General features: G+C 64.3%; 18 protein-coding genes. 4 read left to right on the plus strand and 14 right to left on the minus strand.

Annotated elements, in window-relative coordinates; genetic code table 11:
• Positions 1–29: 29 nt before the first annotated feature.
• From G6N07_RS19535 to G6N07_RS19550, 4 genes are all read left to right on the plus strand, one after another.
• Complete coding sequence (locus G6N07_RS19535) at positions 30–953, plus strand: reductase (protein ID WP_085190575.1); 924 nt, start codon at positions 30–32, stop codon at positions 951–953.
• Complete coding sequence (locus G6N07_RS19540; RefSeq protein ID WP_085190573.1) at positions 950–2,596, plus strand: flavin-containing monooxygenase; 1,647 nt, start codon at positions 950–952, stop codon at positions 2,594–2,596. The genes G6N07_RS19535 and G6N07_RS19540 overlap by 4 nt, the downstream gene beginning before the upstream one ends.
• A 73-nt stretch (positions 2,597–2,669) precedes the next feature.
• Entirely contained in the window at positions 2,670–4,211 is a 1,542-nt protein-coding gene (locus G6N07_RS19545; RefSeq protein ID WP_235849743.1) for a flavin-containing monooxygenase, read from the plus strand.
• Between the two features lie 168 nt (positions 4,212–4,379).
• The gene (locus tag G6N07_RS19550) at positions 4,380–5,573 is read left to right on the plus strand and encodes an acyl-CoA dehydrogenase family protein (protein WP_085190571.1); all 1,194 of its coding nucleotides are present in this window, start codon (positions 4,380–4,382) and stop codon (positions 5,571–5,573) included.
• Positions 5,574–5,663: 90 nt separating this feature from the next.
• On the opposite strand, the gene G6N07_RS19555 is transcribed toward G6N07_RS19550, so the two are convergent.
• From G6N07_RS19555 to G6N07_RS19620, 14 genes are all read right to left on the minus strand, one after another.
• Positions 5,664–6,941: an acyl-CoA dehydrogenase gene (locus tag G6N07_RS19555; protein ID WP_085190569.1), complete on the minus strand. Its 1,278-nt coding sequence runs from the start codon at positions 6,939–6,941 to the stop codon at positions 5,664–5,666.
• 52 nt (positions 6,942–6,993) lie between these two features.
• Entirely contained in the window at positions 6,994–8,115 is a 1,122-nt protein-coding gene (locus G6N07_RS19560; RefSeq protein ID WP_085190567.1) for an acyl-CoA dehydrogenase family protein, read from the minus strand.
• A 228-nt stretch (positions 8,116–8,343) separates the two neighbouring features.
• Positions 8,344–9,891, minus strand: coding sequence for an AMP-binding protein (locus G6N07_RS19565; RefSeq protein WP_085190565.1), 1,548 nt, complete (start codon positions 9,889–9,891; stop codon positions 8,344–8,346).
• A 150-nt stretch (positions 9,892–10,041) separates the two neighbouring features.
• The gene (locus tag G6N07_RS19570) at positions 10,042–10,317 is read right to left on the minus strand and encodes a cupin domain-containing protein (RefSeq protein ID WP_085190563.1); all 276 of its coding nucleotides are present in this window, start codon (positions 10,315–10,317) and stop codon (positions 10,042–10,044) included.
• Between the two features lie 180 nt (positions 10,318–10,497).
• The gene (locus tag G6N07_RS19575; RefSeq protein ID WP_235849741.1) at positions 10,498–12,081 is read right to left on the minus strand and encodes a flavin-containing monooxygenase; all 1,584 of its coding nucleotides are present in this window, start codon (positions 12,079–12,081) and stop codon (positions 10,498–10,500) included.
• Between the two features lie 206 nt (positions 12,082–12,287).
• Complete coding sequence (locus G6N07_RS19580) at positions 12,288–13,898, minus strand: class I adenylate-forming enzyme family protein (RefSeq protein WP_085190560.1); 1,611 nt, start codon at positions 13,896–13,898, stop codon at positions 12,288–12,290.
• A gap of 73 nt (positions 13,899–13,971) precedes the next feature.
• The gene (locus tag G6N07_RS19585) at positions 13,972–14,865 is read right to left on the minus strand and encodes an SDR family oxidoreductase (RefSeq protein WP_085190558.1); all 894 of its coding nucleotides are present in this window, start codon (positions 14,863–14,865) and stop codon (positions 13,972–13,974) included.
• 316 nt (positions 14,866–15,181) lie between these two features.
• The gene (locus tag G6N07_RS19590) at positions 15,182–16,369 is read right to left on the minus strand and encodes an acetyl-CoA acetyltransferase (RefSeq protein ID WP_085190556.1); all 1,188 of its coding nucleotides are present in this window, start codon (positions 16,367–16,369) and stop codon (positions 15,182–15,184) included.
• A 2-nt stretch (positions 16,370–16,371) separates the two neighbouring features.
• A complete protein-coding gene (locus tag G6N07_RS19595; RefSeq protein WP_085190721.1) occupies positions 16,372–17,769 on the minus strand; it encodes an OB-fold domain-containing protein in 1,398 nt (465 codons plus the stop codon).
• Positions 17,770–17,797: 28 nt separating this feature from the next.
• Positions 17,798–18,175 carry a MaoC/PaaZ C-terminal domain-containing protein gene (locus tag G6N07_RS19600; protein ID WP_085190554.1) on the minus strand — a complete coding sequence of 126 codons (378 nt, stop codon included), beginning with the start codon at positions 18,173–18,175 and terminating at the stop codon, positions 17,798–17,800.
• A 56-nt stretch (positions 18,176–18,231) separates the two neighbouring features.
• On the minus strand, positions 18,232–18,681 hold the full coding sequence (locus G6N07_RS19605; protein ID WP_085190720.1) for a MaoC family dehydratase N-terminal domain-containing protein: 450 nt from the start codon (positions 18,679–18,681) through the stop codon (positions 18,232–18,234).
• 203 nt (positions 18,682–18,884) lie between these two features.
• Positions 18,885–20,030, minus strand: a complete 1,146-nt coding sequence (locus G6N07_RS19610; protein ID WP_085190552.1) for an acyl-CoA dehydrogenase family protein — start codon at positions 20,028–20,030, stop codon at positions 18,885–18,887.
• A gap of 255 nt (positions 20,031–20,285) precedes the next feature.
• On the minus strand, positions 20,286–21,083 hold the full coding sequence (locus G6N07_RS19615) for an SDR family NAD(P)-dependent oxidoreductase (protein WP_085190550.1): 798 nt from the start codon (positions 21,081–21,083) through the stop codon (positions 20,286–20,288).
• Between the two features lie 122 nt (positions 21,084–21,205).
• The gene (locus tag G6N07_RS19620; RefSeq protein WP_085190548.1) at positions 21,206–22,285 is read right to left on the minus strand and encodes a BtrH N-terminal domain-containing protein; all 1,080 of its coding nucleotides are present in this window, start codon (positions 22,283–22,285) and stop codon (positions 21,206–21,208) included.
• Positions 22,286–22,294: the final 9 nt, after the last annotated feature.

The raw sequence follows: 22,294 nt of genomic DNA on the forward strand, positions 1-22,294 counted from the left end.
AAAATCAGTGAGCAACGGAAGGTAAGGACATGGCTTTCGAATACAGCGACATGCTGGAGACGATCAAAGACCGCCAGTGGGCGCTGGCCGACATCGACTGGGACGCCCCCGGTGCCGAGTTGATCACCGACGAGCAACGGCCCAGCCTGAAACAGTTCATGGCCGACGTGGTGTGGATCGAGCATGTCGGTGCCCGCGCTTTCGCGGCGATGGCGCCCAAAGCGCCCTTCGACGCGTTGGGAGAGATATACCGGTATTTCCACGCCGAAGAGCAGCGGCACGCCAACGCAGAACTGGCGCTGATGCACCGCTGGGGGATGCTCGAAGAGGGCGAGAGGCCCGTGCCGAACAAGAACATCCGGCTGGTCATCGAATGGCTCGATCGATACGCCGAAGCGCTCCCGTTGACGGTGATCGGAGCTGCCATACCGGCCTTGGAAACCGCGTTGGACGGGGCGCTGCTCAAGTTCCTGTTGGACGAGGTGGCAGACCCGGTATGCGGTCAAGTGTTCGCCAAGGTCAACAGCGACGAATCCCGCCACCTTGCGGTGGGCTTTCAGGTGCTCAACGACTTGGGTGCCAGTCCGATGAGGGTGCACGCGATTCAGACTGCTGCATCTCTCGTCGACCCGCGAATTCTCACCGGTGCTTTGCTCTACGTTCCGCTGCTGACGCGAATGCTGATGAACTTGAACGCCTGGGGCCTGTCCGAGGACAAGCTGTACAACGCCGTCATCCGCTACTCGAACGTCGGCGATCGCAGCGAGCACACCCGCCGTGTCCCCGGCTATCACATCCTCAAGGCGCACATGTCAGCCACGATCAACCACGCCCAACCGCTGCAGTTCATCTCGCAACGACTCGGCACGGTGATCGACTACTTCCCCACTCAGGTGCTCGGCAAGACGCCGTCATGGACTGACGAACTGACCTACGAACCGGTGGCCAAGTGAGCGACACGACCACGGTTCTGATCGTCGGCGCCGGCTTCGCCGGCCTTGGCACGGCGATTCAACTGCTCGAGCGGGGCATCGAGGATTTCGTGATCCTCGAGCGTGCCGGCGAGGTAGGGGGGACTTGGCGGGACAACACCTATCCCGGGGCCGCCTGCGACATTCCGTCACTGCTGTATTCGTACTCCTTCGAACAGAATCCGACGTGGTCGCGGGCCTATTCGGGGAGCGACGAAATACTGGACTACATCAGGGGCATGGTCGACAAGCACGGGCTGTCGCGGTTCATTCGGTTCAACGTCAACGTGACGGGCCTGGCATTCGACGAAGACAGCGGGACATGGAGCGCCGAGACCGACGGTGGTCCGAGCTACCGGGCGCGGACGGTGGTCATGGCGAGTGGCCCGCTGGCCAATGCCAATTTTCCCGACATCCGCGGACTGGACAGCTACCTCGGCCATAAGATCCACAGCGCGCGCTGGGATCACGACTACGACCTGAGCGACAAACGTGTCGCGGTGATCGGTACCGGGGCCAGCGCGGTGCAGATCGTTCCCGAATTGGTCAAGAGCGCGCGTTCGGTGAAAGTGTTCCAGCGCACGCCCGGTTGGGTGCTTCCCCGCCCCGATTTCCCGCACCCGAATGTCGTGAAGGCCGCCTTCGGTCGGCTACCGATTCTGCAGAGTGCCGCTCGGGAGGCGTGGTTCTGGGCGCACGAAGTCATGGCCGTGGGCATGGTCTGGGACACCCCGGCCACGACTGCCATCTCCTGGCTGGGGAAGGCGAATCTACGTCGCCAGGTGAAGGATCCGTGGATGCGGCGCCAGCTCACGCCCGACTTCCGGCCCGGTTGTAAACGCATGCTGATGACCAGTGACTACTATCCGGCCCTGCAACGCGACAACTGCAAACTGGTCTCGTGGCCGATTGCGACCATCTCGCCCAACGGCATCCGCACCGCGGACGGCATCGAGCACGAGGTCGACTGCATCGTATTCGCCACCGGGTTCGACGTCTGCAAAGCCGGGACCCCCTTTCCGATCTCGGGTCTGAACGGTCGACAGCTGGCAGACGAATGGTCAAACGGCGCCTACGCTTACAAGAGCGTCAGCGTCTCGGGCTACCCCAATCTTTTCTTCACCTTCGGGCCGAATTCCGGGCCTGGGCACAATTCTGCGCTGGTGTACATGGAAGCCGAGATCCGCTACATCGTCGATGCCATCGGCGTGATCGTCGACCGTGGTTTGCAGACCTTCGACGTCAAAGAGGACCGACAGAACCGTTACCACGCCGAAATCCAGCGCCGGCTTGCCGCAACGACGTGGAACTCCGGATGTAAGAGCTGGTATCTCACCGAGGATGGGTACAACGGCACGATGTATCCGGGCTTCGCCAGCCAGTTCGTCAGGCAACTGGCGAAGGTTGAACTCGACGATTACTCGACGACATCACAGTCCTCTCCGCGTAAGAAGACTCCGGCGAGGCCAGAGGTGGTCGCACACGGTGTGAACGGCGCGAGCAAAGTACGACTGCAGAGCAACGGCGGCCGGGTCCCCCCCGGCGAGGCGAAACGTAAGTCTGCACGCCGCCCGGCGCAGGCACCTTCGATCAACACAGCGAACCGAATAGTGGATGGTGCTTGAGCAGCTACCGTCCTGGCTGGGCCGTCGGCGAGGAATGCCTGGAATCCAGTCCCCGATGAGTCAGGAGGACGGTATGGACCACAGCGACGTGATGGCCGGCACCGGCAAGCTGGACTTCGAGATCGTCGTCATCGGTGCGGGATTCTCCGGGATCGGCATGGGGATAAAGCTCCTCGAAGCGGGGTTCTCGGATTTCCTCATCGTCGATGAGGCCGGCGACGTCGGCGGGACATGGCACTGGAACACCTATCCGGGTATCGCCGTCGACATTCCCTCGTACAGCTACCAGTTCTCCTTCGAGAAAAGACCATCGTGGTCACGGACCTATGCGCACGGTGACGAGCTGAAGGACTACGCGAGGCACTGCGTTGAGAAGTACGGCCTTCGTTCACACATACGCCATGGTGTCACGATCACCGAGGCATGGTTCGACGAAGAGTCGACCCTGTGGCGGCTGAACACAGCCTCGGGTCAGGAACTGTCCGCGCGCTTCGTGATCAACGCGTCGGGCGTCTTGACGCGACCCAAGTGGCCCGACATTCCCGGTGTGGAGGAGTTCGGCGGGGTAACCATGCACACGTCCCGGTGGGATCACGAGGAAGATCTCGTCGGGAAAAGGGTGGCGGTCATCGGAACGGGCGCGTCGGCAGTGCAGGTGATCCCTGAGATCGCCAAGGATGTCAGAGCGCTGACGGTTTTTCAGCGCACCCCCATCTGGTGCCTCCCGAAACTGGATTTTCCGATGCCGCCGGCGGCAAGAACGCTCCTGAAATACGCGCCCGGCGGGCAACTGGCGGCTCGCGCAGCGAGTCAGATGTTCGTAGAGGCCACTTTCCCTGTCGCCGCGCATTTTCACACCGCCATTCCCATGGCGGCACTCATTGAGCGCGCAGCGCTGCGGTTCATGCGCAGTCAGGTGACCGACCCGGTCGTCCGCGACAAATTGACCCCACGTTATGCGCTGGGCTGTAAGCGCCCGAGCTTCCATAATCAGTACTTGGCTACATTCAACCGGGACAACGTCCACCTGGAGACCAGCCCGATAAGCCATATCGACACCGCTGCCGTTCACACCGCCGACGGGGGAACGCACGAGATCGACGTCCTCATCCTGGCGACGGGTTTCAAGGTGATGGAATCGGAGAATATGCCGACCTATACGCTCAGGGGTGTCGGCGGCGTCGACCAAGCCAAGTGGTGGGATGAGAATCGGCTCCAGGCGTACGAAGGTGTCAGTGTGCCCGGGTTCCCGAACCACTTCTCGATCTTCGGTCCCTACGGCTACAACGGCTCGTCCTACTTCACGCTCATCGAAGCGCAAGCCGGGCACATCCTGCGGTGCCTTCGCCATGCGCGGTCGCAGGCGGCCAACTATGTCGAGGTCACCCGGGAGGCCAACGATCGTTTCTTCACCGAAATGCTCGGACGTCGTGGCCGCCAGGTATTCTGGCAACCCAGCTGTGCGACTGCCAACAGCTACTACTTCGACAAGCACGGCGACGTTCCGCTACGCCCGACGACCACCGTGGAGACCTTCTGGCGTAGCCGCAGATTCGATCTCGACGACTATACGTTCGAGCAGCGCGCCGACGAGAAGGCAATCAGCCCATCGTAATTACCCACCGCTGACACATGACGGTTCGAGCCCTGACCGAACGAGCTTGTCGTAACATCACCCGGTAACGGAAGTAGATCAGCCACCGTCAAACCGCAGCCTCGATGCGCCAGCTGGGTGTGTCCCGCACGCTGTTCGATGACGACGCCAATTCAATTGGGAGCAATCATGACGGATACCGAAGTAACCGACATCGGCGTTGGCCGGCCGGGCGCCGTGCCCGAGGATCCGTGGGCGACGCCGGAGCGGCGAGCGCTGGGCCAGTTGGCGCGCTCTTTTGTCGCACGAGAGATCGCGCCGATGGTGGCGGAATGGGAACAGGTGGGTGAAATCCCGCGTGAGTTGCACCGCAAGGCTGCTGATCTAGGGCTTCTCGGCGTCGGGTTCCCCGAGGAGGTGGGAGGCAGTGGCGGTGATGCAATCGATTCGGCGTTGGTGACCGAGGCCATTCTCGCGAGCGGTGGGTCCACCGGCGTGTGTGCGGCACTGTTCACCCACGGTATCGCGCTGCCGCACATCGCTACCAATGGTTCCGATGCGTTGATCGAGCGCTACGTCCGTCCCACCCTGGCCGGGGAGATGATCGGCTCGCTGGCGGTCACCGAGCCCGGAGCGGGCTCTGATGTGGCCAACTTGCGCACACGAGCAGTCCGCGACGGCGACACATACGTGGTCAACGGCGCCAAGACGTTCATCACCAGCGGTGTGCGCGCTGATTTTGTGACTACCGCAGTGCGCACCGGAGGGCCCGGCTACGGCGGAGTTTCGTTGCTGGTGATCGACAAGGGCACTCCCGGGTTCGAGGTGTCACGTCGACTGGACAAGATGGGCTGGCGCTGCAGCGACACCGCCGAACTGTCATTCGACGATGTTCGGGTGCCCGCGGGGAACTTGGTCGGCGCGGAGAACAGCGGATTCATCCAGATCATGCAGCAGTTCCAGGCGGAGCGGCTCGGCATCGCCGTGCAGGCATACGCGACGGCGGAGCGCGCGCTCGAGTTGGCGAAGGGTTGGGCGCGCGAGCGCCAGACGTTCGGCAAACCTCTGACGGCTCGTCAGGTCATCCGACACAAGCTTGCCGAGATGGCCCGACAGGTCGACGTGGCGCGCACGTACACCCGCGCAGTGATGCAACGGTGGCTGGCCGGAGAGGACATGGTGACCGAGGTGTCGATGGCCAAGAACACCGCGGTGTTTGCGTGCGACTATGTGGTGAACGAGGCGGTTCAGATCTTCGGTGGGATGGGTTATATGCGTGAGTCCGAGGTGGAAAGGCATTACCGAGATATCCGCATTCTCGGAATCGGCGGTGGCACCAACGAGATCATGAACGAGATCATCGCCAAGCGCATCGGCCTGTAGTTGCCCCGCAACTGGACCCCTACGATCCTGCGCGCTCAATCCGCGATGCCGGACCTGGCAGACGCCCCGGCCGACATGCCTTGGGGGCGGCTACGATTCCTTGGCGTCGGACGTAACCCTGGTTGCCACCGGCGCACGAGACGAGTCGCTGTCGACGCGTGGTTCCTTCGGTAGACCGAGCAACTTCTCCCCGATGATGTTGCGCTGAACTTGCGAACTCCCGGCGTAGATGGTGGCGGCGCGGGCGGCCAACGCAGTCTCCACCCAGGCCCGCGAGGAATTGGGGGTTCCCATCTCGGCAGTGATCAAGGCGCCGTTTGTCCCCACACCCGAAGGCGTCAGCACGTCATCGCCCAAGATGTCCATCGCCAGTTCGGTCTCGCGTTGGAAGAATTCACTCCAGAAGATCTTCGTCATCGCCCCCTCCGCGCCGGGAAACTCACCGCGCAGGAAGCGTGTCAGGGCCTGGTACCCACGGCACCGCATGATCTCCACGCGGCCGTAGCACCACGCGAGCTGCTCGCGAATATGCGGTAAGTGCGCCTTGCCTCGTTCCCTCGCCAGCTCGCATAGCCGATCGATCTCGGTCCGGAATCGAATCGCGTCGGTGGTGACACTGGCTCCACGCTCAAAACCGAGCAGCGTCATCGCGACCGACCAGCCGGCGTTGATTCCGCCGACCACATTGCTCGCCGCCGTTCGGGCGTCGGCGAAAAACACCTCATTGAACATCGACTGGCCGACCATGTTCGTGATGGGGCGGACCTCAACCCCCGGCTGGTCCATGGGTACGAGCAGGAAAGAAATACCCCGATGCTTCGGCGCGCTGGGGTCTGTTCGGCAGAGCACGAAAATCCAGTTGGCGAGATGCCCCGCGGAGGTCCAGATCTTCGATCCGTTGATGACCCAGTCATCGCCGTCGAGCACCGCCGTGGTGCGCAGCGCGGCCAGGTCGGAACCGGCCTCGGGCTCGGAGAAACCCTGGCACCACTTGTCTTCGCCGGAGAGGATCCGAGGCAGAAACCAGCTTTTCTGTTCCTCAGTTCCGCGGACCACGAGCGTGTTGCCGAGCAATTGAATCCCGAACATGTCGCTCTCGGTTCCCATCGGCACACCCGCTTTGGTGAACTCCTCGGCCAACACCACCTGTTCGATCGAGGTCAGTCCCGCGCCACCGTACTGTGACGGCCACGACACAGCCAGGAAACCGTTCTCGGCCAGCACCTTACGCCAGTCGCGGCGGAACTCTTCCTGCGCAGCAAATTCGAGACTCCCGATTCCTGCGAAGTCGGCGGGGACATTCGCTGCGATGAAGTCACGCACGCGGGTCCGGAATTCCTCCGCGGATGCCGGGTAGGAAAGATCCATTGCTGTCGTCGTCCTTTCGTGACGTGCTCGGTGGCTGACGCGCGGGTAAGCGTCACAATCCGATACGGTCGGCAACCTCGAGCCACTGATCGCTTTCCGTGCCGAGCAGCACCCGGTCGGCCTTTGCCCGCCGGAAATACAGATGTGCATCGTGTTCCCAGGTGAAGCCGATTCCGCCGTGAATCTGTATGTTCCACGAGGCCATGAAGTCGAAGGCCGACGCAGCCGTCGCCAGCGCCATCGGGGCGACCTTGGCGAGCTCGGCGCTGCTCAGCGTTGCCAGATGCGCCGCGTACAGCGTCAGCGCCCGCGCGCTGTCCAATTCGACCGCTGCCTCTGCGCAGCGGTGCTTTATCGCCTGGAACGAACCGATGGGCCGATTGAACTGGTGGCGTAGACGGGCATAGGTCACCGACATGTCCAGCGCACCGTCGGTGCCACCGACCATCTCCGCGGCGAGTAGGACTTTCGCCATATTCAGCACCCGGTCCGTCTGCACGTTCCCGTCTTCGGGTGGTCCCAGGGGAACCGCGGACACCGCATCGAAGGTCAGCGTCGCCATGGGCCGGGTGATGTCCAACGTATCGACACGCTCGCGGCGCATCCCGGCGGCGTCTCCGGCGACGAGGTACCAGGCCGGGTCAACAGCGTCGCCCGGCGGCAGAGCGAGCACAAGCAGCAGGTCGGCACTGTGGCCGTCGATGACCTGAATCTTGGTTCCGGTAAGGGTGACGCCCCCGTCGTCGGAGTTCGCGCGCATGGCGACAGCGCCGCCGTCGGCGCGGGAACAGTCCTTTATGGCGGTAGTCACCGTGCGGATGCCCTCGGCGATCTCCGGGAGCAACTCTTTCTTCTGTTCGGGGCTCGCTGTCATCAAAATCGGTACGACACCGAGAGCGACGGTCGAAAACAGCGGGCACGGTACGACCGCACGCCCGAGTTCCTCCATGGCGATCACAGCCTCGACCATGGTGGCGTCAGCGCCGCCGTACTCCTCGGGGATGAGCAGACCCGCCAAGCCGAGTTCCCGGTTCATCCGAGTCCAGGCCGTGGCGTCGTAACCACACTCGGTGGTCACCACGTCGCGAAGGCCGCTCGCCGGAGCCACCCCCGCGACGAATCGACGGATTGTCTGCCGGAACTCTTCTTGCTCACGGCTCAGCATGAAGTCCATCGGCGCCTCTCTTCGAACCGTTTCCCGCACGCTCGGTGTCTGCGGGCGCGCATCGCCAACCTGATCATGACATGCCTCGGTGAGGCCGCTGGCCAAAACTCGAGATTGACCTCACCGGCTGTTCCGTAGGCCTGCGACGCCACCGCGGCCACCTGCACGACACGCGTGGGAGCTTGGTCACGAGATGAGCTTGGTCACGAGATGAGCTTGGTCACGAGATCAGCTTGGTCACGAGATGTAAGTCCGGTGCCCGGACCAATACCGGTCACGGAGTTGTCGCTTGTAGAGCTTGCCCGTCGGTAAGCGCGGAAGCTCACGCTCGAAGTCGATTGTCCGCGGGCATTTGTAGTGCGCGAGGCGCTCTCGGCAATACGCGATCAGTTCCCGTTCGGTGTGCGCGTCGGCGGCGTCGGGATCAACAAGCTGCACAACGGCTTTGACTTCTTCACCCATCTCCTCGTCGGGAACGCCGATCACGGCGACATCCATCACCTTGGGGTGCAAGGTGAGCACATCCTCAGTTTCCTGCGGGTAGATGTTCACCCCGCCTGAAATGATCGTGAAAGCTTTGCGGTCTGTGAGGTAGAGCCAGCCGTGCTCGTCGAGGTAACCGACATCGCCCAATGTGCTCCAGCCATGTCCTGCCGGATCTTGGGCTTCGCGGGTCTTCTCCGGGTCGTTGTGATACTCGTAGGCGGGCCCGTCGCCGAAGTAGACGAGCCCGACCTCTCCGGGGGGCTGTTCATGACCGTGCTCGTCCAAGATGTGGACATTGCCGATCACGGGCTGCCCTACGGTACCCGGACGGTCAAGCCAGTCCTGTGGTTTGCAAACGCAGAAGCCGTTGAGTTCTGTGCCGGCGTAGTACTCCCACAGGATCGGTCCCCACCAGTCCATCATGGCTTTCTTGACGCCCACCGGACATGGCGCTGCAGCGTGGATGGCCAGGCGCAGCGAGGAAATGTCGAAACGCCTGCGATCGACCTCCGGCAATTTGAGCATCCGGCTGAACATCGTGGGCACGAACTGAGCACAGGTCACCCGATAGTGCTCGATTGCCCGCAGGGCATCGACGGCGTCGAACTTCTCCATCATCACGACCGTGCCCCCCAGCGCAGTCACTCCCACGCTGAAACCCAGTGGCGCCGAATGGTAGATAGGAGCCGGCGAGAGATAGACGCTGTCTGCGGTGAAGCCGAAGACGCCGCTGAGCAGCGCGCTAATCATCTGACCGTCCTGGACCGACGCTCCCCTGAGGGGGCGCTTGATCCCTTTCGGGCGTCCCGTGGTGCCGGAGCTGTAGAGCATGAACTCTCCGGCGGGTTGGTCATCGAGCGCGGTAGTGGGTTGTGCTGCCAGTGCTTTCTCGTAGTCGCCCATCGGCTCGGCGCCTCCGTCGGTGACGAGCGGCAGTTCCACGCCCGGTGCGTCGTTCAGCGCCTCGCGCAGTACTTCGGCTCTGGCCGGTGAGGCCACCACCGACCTCGCGCCGGAATCGGACAGTATGTACGCGAGTTCCGCGGCACTCAGATAGGAGTTGACCGTGGTGACGTAGAGCCCCGATCGAAGGGCGGCCCAGACCACTTCCAGGTACCGCGGATGGTTTTCCATGAACACGGCGACGTGATCGCCGGGCACCAGACCGTTTTCGCGCCACAGCCGCGCGAGCTGGTTGGACCTGTCGTCGAGTTCGCGGTGGGTGACCACCTGCCCTGTCGAGGCCATGACAACGGCCGGCTTGTCCGGTGTAGCCGCCGCAGTGGCGCCTGGAAACATTTCTTCCCCACTTCCGTTTTCGAGAGGACCGCCGACAGGTGATCTCAAAGTCAAGATTCGCATAGATTGGGTGGCGCAGCGGGCTTTTCGGAGCTCCGACGCCCACCGAGCAGCACCGGTTCGGCCCCGGCGCCGGAAACGTCGCGACCATCAGTCACGCCGTGCGCCGACCAAGACGTAGATCATGGTCGCCACTTCGTCGGTGCGGTTACGCCAGGCATGCCTAGTGCCCCGCTGGACCACGATGGTGCCAGCAGTGATGCGTTCCTCGACGCCGTCGTCGAGTTCCAACCACAGCTCTCCCCGGATGCAGATGCCGTAATCGACGGTGTCCGTCGAGTGCATACCAGGGCTATCGGGCTCGAATACCGGCGACAGGCCCGGCTGTAGGCGATCCATCTCGCCGGTGGCGTCCGTAGCCGCCATACCGGCCTCAGTGTCGGCGGCTGCCGACGAGTCAGGCGCGAAACGGACCGCCAGCAGGCGAGTTCCACCGTCTCCACCGAAGTGAAGTACGAGATGTCCCTGCTGTCGCGGCCGGTCACCACACGCCGGATCGCTGTGCCCACGATCAGCTCCCTCATCAGTGTCAGCTGTTCGAACCCGTCAGCTGATCTCGAACCCGCGATACCCGTCGGCTTTGACCTCTGCCCACTTCTGCAGGTACAGCGGTAAGCCGCCGGGATAGTTGAGCAGTTGTGGTGGTTTTCCGGCCACATTGGTTCCCATGTACCAGGACTTCGCGCGCGGAAACAGCGTCACGGCGGCGATCTCGTCGGTGTGCCGGCGCCATTCGCGGTCGGCCGCGGTCGTGGCCTCGAACCGCGTATAACCCCCCTCGTGCACGAACTCGAGCATCTCCACGATCTGTTCGCCCTGGAGCTCGGCGGCGCTGGGGCCGTTGGCGAATCCCGCCGGGCTGAGCGGACCGTAGACGAACAGCATGTTCGGAAACCCGTGCACGGCCGAGCCGAGGTGCGAGTCCACGCCGCTGCTCCACTGCTCGGCCAGTGTCTGGCCGTTGGTACCCCGGATGTCGATCTGGGTCAACCCGCCGGTCACCATGTCGAACCCGGTCGCCAAGATCAGCACCTCGAGGTCATGTAGCTCACCGTCGGCGGTCAACACGCCTTTGTCGACGATGCGCTGAATCGGAGTTTCCCCGAGATCGACCAGGCTGACGTTGGGCTGGTTGAAGACGTCGTAGTAGTTCTGCTCCAACGAGGGCCGCTTGGCGCCGAACGGATGCGGCGGCACCGTCGGTGCCAATTTCTCCGCCAGGACCGGATCCTTGACCCGCTGCCTGACCTTCTCGCGCCAGAATGCGTAGACCACCTCGTTGGCCTTGTCGTCCAGCAAGACGTCGAAGAAGCCCCCGACCCATAGCCGGAAGCCTCCCTGTTCCCAGAGGTCCTCGTAAACAGTCCGCAGTTCCTCGGGAGACAACTCGGTGGACTGCGGGCCGACGAAGTCGAACTCGAAGCCGCCGAATGTCTCCGCCCGCTTGGCGTACTGGGTTTCCCGGTCGACGCGCAAGGCCGCCTTGGCCTGGTGGTCGAGCTTTCGCTGCCGCATCGGCAACGCCATGTTCGGGGTGCGCTGGAACACCGTAAGGTGGGCGGCCACCGCCGCGCACTCCTGCACCACTTGCACACCGGTGGCGCCGGTACCGATCACACCGATTCGCTTGCCGGCCAGCTCGACACCCTCCTGCGGCCACAACGCGGTGTGGTGGCATTCTCCGGCGAAGTCTGCCAAGCCGCGGATGTCGGGCAGCACGGGCCGGGCGCCGATTCCGGTGCACAGCACCAGAAAGCGGGCGCAGCCGATGCGCCCGCTGCCGGTGCGAACCACCCATCGGCAGGCCTGCTCGTCGAAGTCCGCACCGACCACGCGGGTGCCAAAGCGGATATCCCGGCGCAGTCCGAGCTCGGCGTCCACGTGCTCGAAGTACGCGCGCACTTGCTCGTAGCCGGGATAGAGTTCGTCGTAGTCGAAAGTTCGCCAAAGCTGCGAGGCGGAAAACTGGTAGATGGTGCCCCGAGAGTCCACCCGGGCACCGGGATAGCAATTCCAGTACCAGACCCCACCGAGGCCAGGGGCCGCCTCGTAGACTTTCACCGACAAGCCCAGCGAGCGCAGGCGCTGCAGTTGATAGAGCCCTGCAAAACCGGCGCCTACGATGAGCACATCAACTTCGTCGGTTCCCGGGACTTCGTCGGTTCCCGGGACTTCGTCGGCTCGCGGCGCGCCTGGCGCCTCGAGCAAGTGGTCCGCCCGCGTCGCTGTCATTCCAGACCCCAATGGGCTAAGTCAATCGCCGATCACTTTCGAAGGACGATACCCTTCTAGGCGCGATTGGAGGTCCGTTTCGGTCACGGGACCGTAGCCGCCGGTCACTGACGAGCTAACCCATGTTCGGTCGAACCGCTCGGCCGGCCGGTCAAATAATCGCTGTAACGCCGGCGAAGGTCGGCTTTCAAGATCTTGGCCATGGCGTTTTTGGGCAGCTCGTCTACGAAGACGACGTGTCGGGGGCATTTGTAGTCGGCGAGGTGCCGACGGCAGAACGCGTTCACCTGTTCCGCGCTGACAGCCTTGCTTCCTTCTGCATCAGCAGCCGGTACGACGACCGCGAGTATGTCTTCGCCGAGATCCGCATGTGGGACGGCGATCACCGCGGCTTCCAGGACCCCTGGCATTTCGAGCAGCACCCGTTCTACCTCAATGGCGAATATGTTGTAACCGCCACGCAAGATCATGTCCTTCTTGCGGTCGGTGAGGTAGACGTAGCCGTCGTCGTCCACGTAACCGACGTCGCCGGTGTGCATCACTTCGTCGCGCCAAAGCTCTGCGCTCAGGTCCTCGCCCTTGTAATACCTGCGCCGCGATTTCTCCGAAAAAAGGCAGATCTCTCCGACTTCTCCCGGGGCGAGCGACTTGCCGTCGTCGTCGACGACGACCACCTTGCATGCCACTGGCCTACCGATGGAGCCGGGGCGAGCGAGGATGTCAGCCGGGTCCGGACCGAGCATGCAGGCCATGCCGGGGCCGCCCTCGGTAAGGCCGTAGACGTTCAGCAGCTGCACCCCTGGCCATGCCTCCATCACCTTGCGCACAGTGTCGGGCTGGATCGGCGCAGCGCCAGAGAATACGCACTGTAGCGAGCTGTAGTCGTGGTCGCCCAGCGTCGGGTGCTTCATTGCCAAGTTCAGCATGGTGGGCACGCACATGATGGCGGTGGCCCGGTGCTGTTCGATCGAGGCGAGTAACTGGGCGGGGTCGAATCGCGGCATGACGATTTGCGTCAACCCTGTTCGAACGCAAAGCAACATCACCCCGTGACAGCCCGTGAAACCGAACAACGGCACCGAATGCAGCATGTTCTCGCCGAAAAGCGCGCCGAGCAGTTCGGTGATGCCCTCCTGGCCGGGCTCATCACTCAAATTGCCCTCGGGCACCAGTACGCCCTTCGGCATCCCGGTCGTTCCCGACGTGTAGAGGAGGTCCGCCGGGTCGTCAGGGGTAGGCGGCGGGACGAGTGGAGGTACGTCCGTAGCACCCTCAGCCAACAGGTCACCGAGCGGAGTCAGTCCGTCGAGGCTTTCGCTGCCCGTGACGAAAAAGTGCTCGAGCCGGAAGTCCCCGGGGCGACCGGCAATCTCGACGGTTTGTCGTTGGACGAGCGGGATGAGCACGTCTCGGTGCGGCGGACCCGCCACGACCGCCACGGCATCGCTGTGTTCGAGGACGAAAAGCTTTTCCGGTGCCGCCCACCGCGTGTTGAGCGGCACCGGCACGCCACCAAGCTTGTGGATGCCCCAGTAGACGGCGTTGAAATGCATGGCTTGATCGTTGGCCAGCAGCATCGCCACGGTCTGCCCGCGCCGCACGCCGGCATCGATCAGTCGTCGAGCCACCATGCTGCTGGCGTGGTCGAGTTCCCCGAAAGTGACTGCGCCGTCATCGGCGATCACGGCGGCCTTCTCCGGGTTCTTCTCCACCATCCGTCGTAGAAAGTCCACCACGGCCACGGTTGTGCTCCTTCTGTCCGGACTTGCATCAGCTCAGTGTCTGTAATCAGCTCAGTGTCTGTAATGCGAAAGCGATCTCTTCGTTGGCCTGCATAGGCGTGATATAGCCGTCGCGGTCACAGATCGCTTCGAGGTTGTCGCGGACCGCTTCGATATCCAGACTGGGCGAGGCGAAGCCTTTCGTTACGCCGATGAATACCTCAGCGACTCGCCCGCCGCCGACGGAAAAGATCCTCGACGTGAGATCGCAGGAATCGTGGCAGAGGTATGCCACCACGGGTGCAACCGAGGCGGGACCGAACTTCTCCGCCAGCGGCCCGAGGAGTTCCTCGGTCATGCGGGTCTTCGCCATCGGAGCAATCGCATTGGCCTTGATGTTGTACCTGGCGCCCTCTTGGGCCAGCACCCGGGTGAAACCGACCACCCCCATTTTCGCCGCGCCGTAATTGACCTGGCCGAAGTTACCGAACAGCCCGGCCGCCGACGAGGTGTTGACGATGCGCCCATAGCCTTGCTCACGCATTTTGACGAACGCCGGCTGCGTCACCCAGATGGTGCCGTACAAATGCGTGTCGATGACAGGGTGGAGCAGCTCCGGTGTGAGATTGTGAAAAGACTTGTCGCGCAGGATCCCTGCGTTGTTCACCACAATGTCGACCCGCCCGAAAGCGTCGACTGCCGTCTGGACGATGGCAGCCCCTCCCTCTTGAGTGGCCACGCTGTTACCGTCGGCAACGGCGATCCCACCGGCGGCTTCGATCTCTTTTGTGACAGCCTGCGCCGCGGTCAAGTCGGCACCCAATCCAGCCACGTTGCCGCCGAGGTCGTTGACGACGACCTGCGCTCCGCGTGAAGCCAGCAGCATGGCATGTTCTCTGCCGAGGCCGTTTCCAGCCCCGGTCACAATGGCCACCTTGCCGTCGAAATTAAGTTCCACCATGTCTTCCCGCCTGTAGAGATCTGTTGTGGTCCGTTGAGATTACTGTCCGTTGAGATTACTGAGGATGCCGCGAATTTCGTGGAGCTTCGGTGACGGTCCGATGAGCATCAGGCCGCCCTCGACATGTCCGGCCTCGACCTGCCCGCCGCGCCGCGCCCATTCGGCGGTCCGGCCAGCGGTTGACGTCGCCGGTGTGTTGGCGCGCCGCACCCACCTCCAACGCCGGGAGGCGATCACCTAGCGCTACCGGTGGATACCGCGCCGGGGTGGTCACTTTCGGTGGGCGACATCGGTTCGTGGGCACGAGCGTCGCCGGTCAGTCGCGTTCGGCGCCGGTGATGGAGACGAACGACACGCAGCCACCCGGAGCCCCCCCGAGGTTGTGGGTCATGCCCAGCTGGGGGTTGTCGAGCTGGCGTTCGCCGGCCTCGCCGCGCAGTTGCAGCCACATCTCGAACAGCATCCGCAGCCCGCTGGCGCCGATCGGGTGCCCGAACGACTTCAGGCCGCCATCGGGATTGACCGGCAGGCCGCCGCCGAGGTCGAAGAAGCCCTCCAGGACGTCCTTCCAGCCCTGGCCGCGCTCAGAGAAACCAAGGTCCTCCATCAAGACCAGCTCTGTGGGGGTGAAGCAATCATGCACCTCCGCCATGGAAATCTCGGTGCGCGGATCCTTGATTCCGGCCTGCGCGTAGGCGTCCTCCGCGCAACGCACGACCTCGGTGAACGTCGTGTAGTCGTAGGCGGGATCGAGGGGACCCTCGGCCGGCCCGGCCACGAAGGACAGCGCCTTGATGTAGATCGGCCGGTCGGTGTAACGGTGTGCGTCGTCTGCCCTCACGATGAGCGCCGCGGCCGCCCCGTCCGAGACGCCGGAGCAGTCGAAGATGCCGAGTTGGCCGGCCACCAGCGGCGAGCAGGAGATGGTCTCCTTGGCGACCTCGTTGCGGAACTGGGCGCGCGGGTTCTTCGCCCCGTTGACGTGGTTCTTCCAGGCGATGTGGGTCATCACCTCCTTTATGGTGTCCGCGTCGACGCCGTATTTCTTGGCGTACGAGGGTGCGAGCAGCGAGAACATCGCCGGTGCGGTCAGTTCGGGCTCCGTGCCGTCGTTCGCGGGTGCCGGCACGACCAGCCCGGAGAAGCCCGTGTCTTTGAGCTTCTCGCCGCCGACCGCCATCACGCAGTCGTAGGCACCCGAGGCCACTGCGTAGGCGGCGTTGCGGAAGGCCTCCGAGCCGGTTGCGCAGAAGTTCTCCACCCGAGTCACGGGTTTGTAGTCGATCTTCAACGGGCGCGACAGGGTGAGGCCGGACGCGCCCGACCCCATCGTGCCGACCCAGTAGGCGTCGATGTCGTCCTTCTCCATACCGGGGACCGAACCGATACAGTCGGTGACCGCGTCGATGAGCAGGTCGTCGATCGACCGGTCCCAGCGTTCCCCGAAGGGCGTGCAGCCCATCCCGACGATCGCGACCTTGTCGCGGATACCGTTGCTGGCCATGACTAGTGCCCCTTTCTGGCGGGCCGTGCTTTCCAGAAGTAGTTGTGGACGCCGCCGGCAGTGTGGAAGCGGCGAAACGTCATCTCCACCCGGTCGCCGATCGCGACCGCGTTCGGGTCGGCGTCGGCGAGCTGGCAGCTGAAGCGACCACCGCCGTCGAAGTCGATGACGACGTCGACGACCGGAGGGGCCAAGGAGAACGCCAGTTTGTCGATGGTGAACGTCGCCACGCTGGCCGGTGTGGCCGCGAGTGGCACCGGCTCCACGCGGTCGACCGCGCCGCAGTGCACGCAGACCCGTTGCGGGGGCACGTTGACCGTCGAGCAGCTCAAGCAGCGCGACCCCTCGAACGCATACTTCCAGCGCTGTGAGCGCGCCGCCGGAGGGGCGGCCGGGCGCTCCGGGTCGGGGCGTCGCGGTGGCTCGCGTTCCAGGAAGCCGCGCCACGTCAGGAAGTCCGGATAGGACACGGAGCCCGAGACCTCAAGTTGATCGCGCACTCCGTCCCCCGTCGGGCGTCGGGTGATCGCCTCGGTCACCCTCAACACGGTCGCGTCGGCGCCATCCGCGGCGATGACCAGCAGGATCGTGTCACCGGCCGCGGCCCGATCCAGCACGTCGGCCAGCACCAGCCCGGCGTGTGCGGCCCCGGCGAAGCCGACCTCGTTTTCCAGCCCGTCGGCACGCGACTCCTTGGGGAACGCGCCGATCGCGGCTCGCGCTGCCCGGGCGTGCGGGGACGACACGATGACGTGGGTCGGCGCGTCGACCTGAGCTTCCTTGAGTGCACGGGTGACGGCGTCGGTGATCAGCGGAAGGTAGGCCTGGGTGCCGAAGCGCTCCTCCCAGACCCGGCTGTAGGACTCGCCCGGGACCCGCCAGCGGTCCAGGAACTCTGCCGACACCGACGACTGGGCGACGATTTCGGCGACGACCCGGTCGCCACTGCCAAACGTGAACGCGGCGGCCCCGTCGCCACCGGCAGCCTCGTCCACGGAGCCGGGACGGCCAGTGCGGATGTCGGACAGCACAGCCATCCCAGCGGTGGCCGCGGCCGCCCGCAGGGCGCCGGAGGCCCCGCGAACCGCCGCGCCGAGGTCGGTGGCGAAACCCTCGTTGCTGCCGCCCAATGCCGCGTGGATGGCGGTGGCGTTGGTCTTGTCGGCGTAGGCCGGCGCAGTGGTGGCAAAGTAAAGCGACTCGGGCGCTGGAGCCCCCCACAACGCCCGGCGGGCCGCCTCAACCCCCATCGACGTCGAGTCCTCGTCGTAGCTGGCCACGGTGCGGGTGCCCTTGCCACCACCCTGGCCGAGGCTCGCGCGGATCGCCGTCCGATCGAGACGGTGGTAGGGGAGGTATACGCCGTAGGAGACGATGCCGCTGCGGTCGTTGAGGCTCATGGTCACACCAGTCCCGTCCGGAGTCGGCTCATATCACCCGTGCGACGGCCGTCGCCCTGATCGCCGAGTCGCCGGTCTGCCGGGTGACGGTCAAGGCGATGTCAGCAAGCCGTTCCCCGCCCTGTTCGCGGACCCCGGTGACGGTGCCGGAGAAGCTCAGCACGTCACCGGGCCAGACTTGACCGGTGAAACGGATGCGGTAGGACCGCAGATGGGCAAGGCCTACCCATGCCGCCAGCCGCTGCGCGAGTAGGCCGCCGTGCAGCAGCCCCATGGCGAACACCCCCGGCATCCCGGCCGAGCGGGCGAACTCCTCGTCGTGGTGGATCGGGTTGAAGTCTCCGCCCGCTCCGGCGTACCGGACGATGTGCGAGCGGGTCAGGGGACCGAACTCCGAGGCCGGCATCGTATCGCCCGCTGCCAGCGGGATTGGCGATGTCTGGGTGGGCGAGGTCACCGAGATCAGCCCCCCGTCTCGATCAGCACGTCGGTCTGCCGGACCACGAGCTCGTCGCGCTGGTTGGTGAAGTCCGTCTGGATCGAGATCATGGTCATCGTCCCGCCGCGCTTGCCCTCGCGCGTCGTGACACCGGACACCCGCCGCGACGCGGTGAGTTCGTCACCCACCACCACGGGACCGTGGTACTCCCAACCGCACTCTCCGTGCAGAACGCGCCGCAGGTCCAGCCCGAGTGCGGCCACCATGTCGTCATCCTCCCGCCAGTGCGCCGAAGACACGACAAACGTCGGTGGGACGGGGATGTCGGCGAAGCCGGCGGCGCGGGCGGCGTTGACGTCGGTGTACACCGGGTCCCGGTCGGCCAGCGAACGAGCGAACTCGCGGACTTTTGACCGGTCGACGGGAAACGTCATGGTGCCCAGGTCCCGGCCGGTGAGTGACTCGTCAACCACGTCCATCACCCGTCGCGGCACGCATCCGGGTGAGGGAGAGAATTCTGCCGGGCGCCCGTTCGGCCGCGCCTATGATGCCCCGTCTTCGCGCCACGCAACCTCCCGGCTAACGACTTTGTTAACGCGCGTTAGCATACAACGCTTCGCGCTGCCGGTCACCATCCGCGGCAAGCATCACCAATTCACGGATCCTGCGTGCGTATCTACAGGCTCCGCGCGATGAGAATTTTCATGATCTCGTTGGTGCCGCCGTAGATCTTCTGCACCCGCGCCGCCGCATACATCTGCGCGATGGGGTACTCCATCATGTAGCCGTACCCGCCGAAGAGCTGCAGGCACTTGTCGACGACCTCCACCTGCTTGTCGGAGGCCCACATCTTGGCGATCGACGCCGTTGCCGCGTCGAGCTTTCCGTCCAGGTACCGCCCGATGCAGTAGTCGATGAGCGTCTTACCGGCCAGCACCTCGGCTTTGCATTCGGCGAGCACGAACTTGGTGTTCTGAAAGTCGAGCAGGCGTTTGCCGAAAGCGGTGCGTTCCTTGACATATCCGACTGTCTCGGCGACCGCTGCCTCGGCCATCGCCACCCCCTCGACGCCCAGGGTCAGCCGCTCGCGCGGCAGTTGCTCCAGCAGCTGGGCGAAACCCTGCCCCTCGACGCCGCCCAACAGACCGGTGACCGGAACCCGCATGTCGGTGAACGACAATTCCCGAGTGTCTTGGCCGTGCTGGCCGATTTTCTCCAGCACCCGGCCCCGCTCGAACCCGGCCAGACCTTTGGTCTCGGCAACGATCAACGACAGGCCCGGTTCGGTTCTGGCTACGATGATCACCAGATCGCAGTGTGATCCATTGGAGATGAAGGTCTTCGACCCGTTGATGACGTAATGGTCACCGTCACGGACAGCGGTGGTGCGGATGGCCTGCAAATCTGACCCGGCGCCCGGTTCGGTCATCGCGACCGCGGCCACCATCTCGCCGCTGACCAGCTGAGGAATCCAGCGCTTTTTCTGCTCCTCGGATGCGTATGCGGCGATGTACTGCGAGCACAGCGTCGAGTGGACGGCGTAGCCGAAGGCCGTGTCGTGTGAATACGCCCGCTCCTGCAGCACCACGACCTCGTGGCCGAAAGTGCCGCCGCCGCCGCCGTACTGCTCGGGCAGGTTCAGGCCCAGCAACCCGGCGGCGCCGGCCTTGTTCCAGAATTCCCGGTCCACTTGCTGCTGCTTGGCCCATCTGTCCTGGTTGGGGGCGGCTTCCTTGCGGAAGAACTCCGCGGCGTGCTTGCGCAGCACCTTCTGGTCCTCGGTCTCCCAAGGCGCGACGTAATCTGGGAACAATTCGGTCATTTCTCTTACTTCCCGTGAATTGCGGGCGCTTGGCGAGGAACGCCGCCTGCCCCTCGTGACTGTCGGCGGACGAACCGCCACATGCAAATTCCGCTTCACGTGCCCAAGCCCCTGAATCAGCGATGTCTCGAACTCGTGCCCGCTGCGTCCTGGAGGCTACCACCGAGGTGGACATCACCGACCCGACGGGATCAGCCGCTCGGTCGAGCCGTCAATTCGAAGAAGCTCCCCGACTTGCCGGTGTCGGCCGTCCGGTCAGGCTCGCTCGCGCTGTCGCCGTTCGCCTCGACCGCGCATCAACGCCATTGTCTTCAGGCCTAGTGACGGCGCAGCGCCACTTGAGCGAGCAACGAGCCCACGCCAGCGTGGCACGACGCGGAAGATCTGCCGGCCCTCAAGCAGCTCGAGTGCCGCACGGGCAACGTCTTCGGCGACGAGCGGTTTGGGCCCCGCGAATAGTATGGCAGCGCCCGGGTCATCCGCCCGCGACGTCACCATGTCGGTATGCACGACGTCTGGACACAGCGCGCGAGCACGGATCGGCAGTCCAGCGTGGTCGAGGTCGCCCTGCAAAGAGGTCGTAAAGGACAACACAGCAGCCTTGGTCGCCGCATACAGCGCGAGTCCCGGCACCGGCGCGAGGGCCGACAGCGACGCAATGTTGAGGATCGCTCCTCCCGACGACCCCATGCTGTCGACCGCAGCAGCGGAGCCTGAGATGACACCCAGCACGTTGGTGTTCAGAATGTCGGTCATCTGCTTATCGGTGTGCGTCCAGCAGTCTCCGGCAAAAAGGATCCCGGCATTGTTCACCCACACAGCCAGACGTCCTTGAGCGCAAGCCTGCGCGGCAATGTCACGATGGCTCGACGGGTCTCGGACGTCGTGTTGGGCGCTCCAGGCGTCGTGACCTACCGCGGCGGCGGCACGTCGTGCGAGGTCGCCATCGATGTCTGTGAGCAATACACGGTTGCCGGCGACTGCAAGTTGTCTGGCAATCTCCAGGCCGAGACCTCTCCCCGCTCCGGTAACGACCGCCGTCGTCGAGCTCATCGTTGTTCCCCTCGCGCGTCGACTTCTTCAGATCGCGCAGCCCTCGTGGCTACGGCGGCAGGCTCCGACACCAGGCGGCTCCCCCTTTTCGTCGTCAGCAATGAGCTTTGCAAATTCTTCTCTCAGGATGTGACGGCGGTGCCTTGCCTCGTCAGTTTGCTCGCCGCTGACCGCAATGCGTGCACAAGGCGTGCCTCGACTTCGGGAAGTTCGGCTGCGACCGCCGCGGCCGACGACGCTCTGGCACGCAGGGAATTGGACGGGTTGTAAGCCTCCTTCGCGACCGCTGTCCACGTTTGCGCCGCGGTTCGGGCGGCGGCAGCGGCGTCGGCGACTCGATCGTCGCCCAAAGCGGAAGCGATGGCCTCACATCCGTCGGCTTGCAGCTTCCGGAACAGGCCACCGCCCGTGCCGGCCTTCTCGATGAGCGCCCCAACGGCGAATAAGGCGGCTTCGAGGGCACTGTCGTCCAGAAGCTCGGTCCACAGTGAGAGATCTGCAGCAAATGTGGCCACACCGGCCAATCCGTGACCGGAAACCGAGCTATGAGCGGGCGAGACGGTGTCGTCGGTCAGTGCCACGCCTGCCAGCCCATCCGCGCTTTGCATCAAGGCGGGACCCGCGATCGTCGCCAAGTCGGGGATCGTCGAGGGCCACTCCACGAGGTAGGTTGTGTGGCGGGTTGGCATGGGGAAGCCGGTGGACGCCCGCGCTCGCCGCAAGTTCTCGTAGGGCACCACTTGTGTCGTGGCCCGGTCGTTGTCGACGACGAACGCGACCTGGGCCTCGTCGTCATATCCGGTGATGACGATGTCGTGACGGCTCATGCTCAATTTGGCTCGCAAGTAGGGAAGCTCACCGATGTCGGCCCAAACCATCACGGGCACGCCGCGGTCGATTTGGTCTTTCACCCACTTCCAACCCAAGTCCGGATCGTCGGTGGAGCACATCGAGTACTTGGCGCCGAGCCTGTTCAGCAGGTTTTCTTCGAGGCCGTGTCCACGCCCCACCATGTACACCGGTGGGAACAGGTCCGCCGATCGATGGTAGGAGTAGCTCAGACTGCCGCCGAGGGTGAAGACCAGGCCCTCGGTGGGCGGTCCCTCCCAGCCGAGTCCCGCCCATTCGATGAGGTCGCGCAGTGCGCCGGACCCGCAGTGGCCTCCCATCTGGTGTGGATACGGGATGTGCGCCGAAGTCACGGTGTGCTC

It is taken from the genome of Mycolicibacterium doricum, from assembly GCF_010728155.1.
In the GTDB taxonomy this organism is placed as follows: domain Bacteria; phylum Actinomycetota; class Actinomycetes; order Mycobacteriales; family Mycobacteriaceae; genus Mycobacterium; species Mycobacterium doricum.

Bases quoted from the DNA above. Each gene is read 5' to 3' on its own strand.
- G6N07_RS19600 (WP_085190554.1), bottom strand. From the start codon at position 18,175: ATGCCGGCCTCGGAGTTCGGTCCCCTGACCCGCTCGCACATCGTCCGG.
- G6N07_RS19570 (WP_085190563.1), bottom strand. From the start codon at position 10,317: ATGGCGGCTACGGACGCCACCGGCGAGATGGATCGCCTACAGCCGGGC.
- G6N07_RS19585 (WP_085190558.1), bottom strand. From the start codon at position 14,865: ATGGTGGAACTTAATTTCGACGGCAAGGTGGCCATTGTGACCGGGGCT.
- G6N07_RS19580 (WP_085190560.1), bottom strand. From the start codon at position 13,898: ATGGTGGAGAAGAACCCGGAGAAGGCCGCCGTGATCGCCGATGACGGC.
- G6N07_RS19615 (WP_085190550.1), bottom strand. From the start codon at position 21,083: ATGAGCTCGACGACGGCGGTCGTTACCGGAGCGGGGAGAGGTCTCGGC.
- G6N07_RS19590 (WP_085190556.1), bottom strand. From the start codon at position 16,369: ATGGCCAGCAACGGTATCCGCGACAAGGTCGCGATCGTCGGGATGGGC.
- G6N07_RS19535 (WP_085190575.1), top strand. From the start codon at position 30: ATGGCTTTCGAATACAGCGACATGCTGGAGACGATCAAAGACCGCCAG.
- G6N07_RS19555 (WP_085190569.1), bottom strand. From the start codon at position 6,941: ATGGATCTTTCCTACCCGGCATCCGCGGAGGAATTCCGGACCCGCGTG.
- G6N07_RS19545 (WP_235849743.1), top strand. From the start codon at position 2,670: ATGGACCACAGCGACGTGATGGCCGGCACCGGCAAGCTGGACTTCGAG.
- G6N07_RS19610 (WP_085190552.1), bottom strand. From the start codon at position 20,030: ATGACCGAATTGTTCCCAGATTACGTCGCGCCTTGGGAGACCGAGGAC.
- G6N07_RS19550 (WP_085190571.1), top strand. From the start codon at position 4,380: ATGACGGATACCGAAGTAACCGACATCGGCGTTGGCCGGCCGGGCGCC.
- G6N07_RS19565 (WP_085190565.1), bottom strand. From the start codon at position 9,891: ATGTTTCCAGGCGCCACTGCGGCGGCTACACCGGACAAGCCGGCCGTT.
- G6N07_RS19560 (WP_085190567.1), bottom strand. From the start codon at position 8,115: ATGGACTTCATGCTGAGCCGTGAGCAAGAAGAGTTCCGGCAGACAATC.
- G6N07_RS19595 (WP_085190721.1), bottom strand. From the start codon at position 17,769: ATGAGCCTCAACGACCGCAGCGGCATCGTCTCCTACGGCGTATACCTC.